The 4,457-nt window shown below is 49.9% G+C and carries 3 protein-coding genes; all 3 read right to left on the bottom strand.

What is annotated here, in order from left to right; all coding sequences use genetic code 11:
* Positions 1 to 401 precede the first annotated feature (401 nt).
* The gene (locus tag JRI95_16400; GenBank protein ID MBW2063125.1) at positions 402 to 3,095 is read right to left on the bottom strand and encodes a molybdopterin-dependent oxidoreductase; all 2,694 of its coding nucleotides are present in this window, start codon (positions 3,093 to 3,095) and stop codon (positions 402 to 404) included.
* A gap of 60 nt (positions 3,096 to 3,155) precedes the next feature.
* The gene (locus tag JRI95_16395) at positions 3,156 to 3,545 is read right to left on the bottom strand and encodes a hypothetical protein (protein MBW2063124.1); all 390 of its coding nucleotides are present in this window, start codon (positions 3,543 to 3,545) and stop codon (positions 3,156 to 3,158) included.
* A 92-nt stretch (positions 3,546 to 3,637) separates the two neighbouring features.
* Positions 3,638 to 4,457 (bottom strand): IS4 family transposase (locus JRI95_16390; protein ID MBW2063123.1); only part of this gene is annotated, 820 nt, incomplete at its 5' end.

Genomic DNA, 4,457 nt, shown 5'->3' with positions numbered 1-4,457 from the left:
TGGTTTCAATTTCTACATATCGGGTATCGTATCTAGTTGCCAACTCTTTTGGAGAAGAACCATTTTTTTAAATTTATATTTTCAAAGCATGAGGACAGATTAGTTAGATAAAATCGAATTGTCAAATTGAATGGTAATTTGGCAATGAAGGTCGGGCCCAATATCTAGTATGCCTTAGCGCAGGGTTCAGAGTTACGTCTAGCGTGCATCCGATGAAACCGGAGTTTTGTCTAATCTGGCGTATAGATACCTCAGGTCTAGGCAAATTAATGCAATTTCAAAAAGTAACGAAGGAATACTATATCTGGAATTTGGAGGAGTTGATCATCTCATCTCGAAACCGACAATTTTTTGAACCGTCTTCGGTTAAAGCTTTTTTAGGAAAAAGGGCAAATTCAATTCTAGTTACTTTTCAAGGCCGTCTTGACTCGATCTGGTGTGAAAGGGATCTGACGTAGGCGGATACCGACCGCGTTAAAGAGCGCGTTGGCGATAGCTGCTGGCACTGGTCCCTGTGCGCCTTCGCCAATGCCAAGATAAGGCTGGCCTGGTTGGTTGAGCAGTACTGTCTCGATTTTAGGCGCGTCGTGAAAGCGTAAAATCGGGTAGGTGTGCCAATCGACGCTGATGATGCCATTTTGGTCAAAGGCAACCTGCTCTCTTAGTGTCCAACTGGCTGATTGAATAAACACTCCCTCGAGCTGACTGCTTACGGCCTCGGGGTTGACGATTTGCCCTGAATCGGTGGCGAGACTAGCCCTTTCCAGACGAATCTGCCCGCTGGTTCGATTCACGCTCAGGTTAACGATCACCGCTACGTAACTTTGCCGGTTTTTATACTGGGCAAAGGCGATACCTTGCCCCCGGTCATTGCCTCGGGAATCCTTATCTGAAAACCAACCCGCCTTTTCCGCCACAGCTTCGATAACGGCCCTCGCGCGATCATCTTTCAGATGGTGCAAGCGGAATTCAACGGGATCAGCGCCAGCCTCGCAGGCTAGCTCGTCCATGAACGATTCTATAGCAAAGACGTTGGCATAGGAGCCTAATCCCCTCAATGCTGATGTACGCAAGGGGCTGTCCGGTAAAAAGTGTTTAACCACGCGTTGGCGGGGAAAGACGTACAGCGGATCGGCGTTGCGATGGATACCGCCATGGTATCCTTTCCCGGGTCGGGGTTGAGGGCGCTTAAAAGGCTCGGCCAAATGCCAGGCAGCCAACAAGAGGGAACTGTCTCCGTCCGGATGGGGGCGACCTGAGTAAGTGTAGGCCCAGACATCATGATTCCAATCAATTACCTCCCCGCCATTGTTCAGGCTGGCCTGCATCTTGACCACCGTGGCCGTACCGTAGGACTCCCAGGTGTTTTCATCAATTCGCATCCACTTGAGCGATACGGGTCGTCCAGGTAAAGCCCGAGCCAGAAGCGCAGCGTCCAGAGCGGCATCATCGGCCCCATTGTGACCGTAGCAGCCTGGACCATCCATGTGGATAGCGTGTATATCATCCTGGGGCAAGCCCAGAACATTTGCTATCGCTGCTCGCAGCGGGTAGACCCCCTGACTGTGAGACCAGACTGTTAGCTTGCCGTCAATCAGTTGCGCTACCGCGGCCGATGGTCCAAGTGACGCATGCGCGTGGTAAGGCCGGTAATAAGTGGCGTCCAGAGTCCGTGCCGCCTCTACCGGTATTTCGATCTGAGGGACTGGACCGTCCACGGGTGTGCCGTTAACCAAGAGGAAAGCTTGATCCGGCTGGCTCAACAGGTGATCAAAAAGCGCTTCCTGGGGTGGGAGGGTTATATCTGATTCCCAGACCGCGGCTTTTCGCAGTTCTTCCATGGCCTTGACGGCCTGTTCTTCGCGTTCGGCGATAACGGCCAGAAAACTACCGTCCCGAACTACTTTAAGAACGCCCGGCATCCTAGACACCGTTTCTTCGTTTACGGAAACCAAACGGGCATTGTAATCAGGTGGTCGGATGACCCGACCGTGAACCATATCCGGAAGATCCAAATCGTGTACAAAAAAAGCGTCACCGGTCACCTTGGCCAGCAGATCAAGACGTCCCGTTGTGCGACCTACAATATTATACTTTTCCGGTGGTTTAGGTCGGCCGATCCCTTCCGCCCGATGATTAAATTTTTTTCCGCCGTAAAGATCCCAGTAGGTGATACTACGTTCGCTCACTGGATCGGTAATGGTACCATCAATTACCTTGAAGCGTTCAATAGGGAGTTTCAATTCATTATGCGCCGCTGATAGCATTATTTGACGGGCCTCAGCGGCTGCCTGGCGAATGGCCGTACCCGAGGTTTCCAAAGACATACTGCCTGCTGTATAACCCTCGTTAGGCGTTTGGGCCGTATCTGCCATCACAACCCTAATTCGCTCGAGAGATACATCCAACTCCTCAGCCTCGATCATAGCCACGGAAGTTCTGAGATCCTGACCCAGTTCAACCTTGCCGGTAAAAACAGTAATGGTGCCGTCGGTGTTGATGCGAATCCATGAGTCAAGATCGGGCGTCCACATGAGAGAGCCGGGTAAATCATCGGTTTGGGCTGGGAGTTGAAGTTCTGGTTTAAATTCCCCCTCTCTTTCGAATTCATCCCCGTACGAAGGGGATTGTTCAGAAAGCCCGGCCGCGACTTTTATCGCTCTGAGGATCCGATCATATACACCACAGCGGCAGAGATTATCCGCCATCTCGGCCTTTATTTGGGCATCAGTCGGGTGAGGGTCCCGATCAAGCAGGGCTTTTGCGGCGATGATCATTCCCGATACACAAAAGCCGCACTGGACGGCCTGTTCATCAATGAAGGCTTTCTGAAGCGGATGCAAATCGTCAGCCGTGCCAAGACCCTCCAATGTCGTGATCTCACGACCCTGAACAGACCTAACCGATATTCGGCATGACGGCACAGCCTGCCCGTCGATGATGATCTTACACGCGCCGCACTGTTCCAGACCACAAGCGAACTTTGCCCCCTTCAAGCCTAAGTCGTTGCGTAAAATATAGAGCAACGGTGTATCAGGTTCTACGTTAACCTGATGGATCTGACCATTTACTTTTAGGGTGATCTCCTGAAGCATCTTTTCCTCCCATCCTTAGTGTACCTGTGCTTCGTTGGTACGTGGCTTTTTCGTTTTACATTATTTTATTATGAGGAGATCAAGGGAGGTAGATAGAACGAGCAAGCCCCAATGGTTCCCACCTTCTTTAGTCATGATCCAGATCCCATTATAGCTGGCATACCTGGTTCCATCGGCCTTATAACGGCTAAACTCGATTGTGAAATGAACTTTTTCTTCTGATGTATGTACGGATTTCAATGAATCCAAAGTGCTATGGTGCCACCCCTCCCGTTTGGACAATCCTTTGCTAAAGCTTATAAATTCTGAAGGATCATGCATGATGATGACCCTGCGATCAGCAATTATAACATGAGGGTAGTGGAGTAATGATCGGATTGTCTCCCCATCTTCTGCGTTGAACGCTTTGAAATAGGCCTCTACTGCTTTAATAGCGTCTGCTTCGGACATATGAAATCTCCTAAGCTTTGTTTTATTGATGCTGAGTTCTATCTACCTCTTCCGAAGTCTGCCAAGTTATATGAACTAACACTACTGTCCGGTTAAGAGTCGAATAATGTCAGTTGGTTGCCAGCAGCCTCCTCTATGATTTTGTTGTATGAGGCCGTCAACACTTGAAAAATGGGACTTTTCTCGAATAAAGTAATGCTGATGATTTGCAAGATTTGGCTCAAACTGCGGTTCAGATTGAGTTCCTTCTTGGCGATGGCTACGAGCACATAGACGCTGATGGCTGTCCAAATTTGAGTCTTCACGGCGTTTTCCGAGGTTCCATAGAAGGTCTTTATGCGGAGGTTTTGTTTGATCCATTTGAAAAATAGTTCCACCTGCCAGCGACATTTGTATGGTTGAGAAATGGTTAAAGGTGGCAGTGTGAAATTGTTTGTCAGAAACACGAGCCGCTTGCGGGTCTCGGCGTCGAAATAGCTTATGCGCCGAAGAGGTTCCGGGTACTCCTGGGATGTCTTTGGGCCTTTGAGGATGATGGTCTGGTCGCTTCTGAGGCCTGTTGATTTGTCTACCTGTCGGTATGAACGTCGGCTGTAATCGAGGTTGCGTTTGGCCCGAATGACGAAGAAAGCCATGTTCCGGGTGAAGGTATACAGGCGGCGGAAATGGATATAACCACGATCCATAATATAGATGGCCCCTGGTTCCAGAAGCAGTTCGTCGAGGATGTTGACATCGTGTGTTTTTCCTTCTGTGATGCGGATAAAACAAGGGATGCTGCCGCGCAGGTCCATCAAAGTATGCAGCTTGACCGCGCCTTTGTGTTCCCGGAATCGCGCCCAAGGGAAGAGCGAAAGGCAAAGATCGATCGTAGTGGAGTCGAAGGCATAGGCCGTCTCCTTCAGAGCCACG

It is taken from the genome of Deltaproteobacteria bacterium, assembly GCA_019308995.1.
GTDB lineage: Bacteria > Desulfobacterota > Desulfarculia > Adiutricales > JAFDHD01 > JAFDHD01.
Note: the sequence above shows the minus strand (reverse complement) of the source record. Positions and strands in the feature narration are given on the sequence as shown.

Coding starts and splice junctions, on each gene's coding strand:
- JRI95_16395 (MBW2063124.1), bottom strand. CDS start 3,545: ATGTCCGAAGCAGACGCTATTAAAGCAGTAGAGGCCTATTTCAAAGCG.
- JRI95_16400 (MBW2063125.1), bottom strand. CDS start 3,095: ATGCTTCAGGAGATCACCCTAAAAGTAAATGGTCAGATCCATCAGGTT.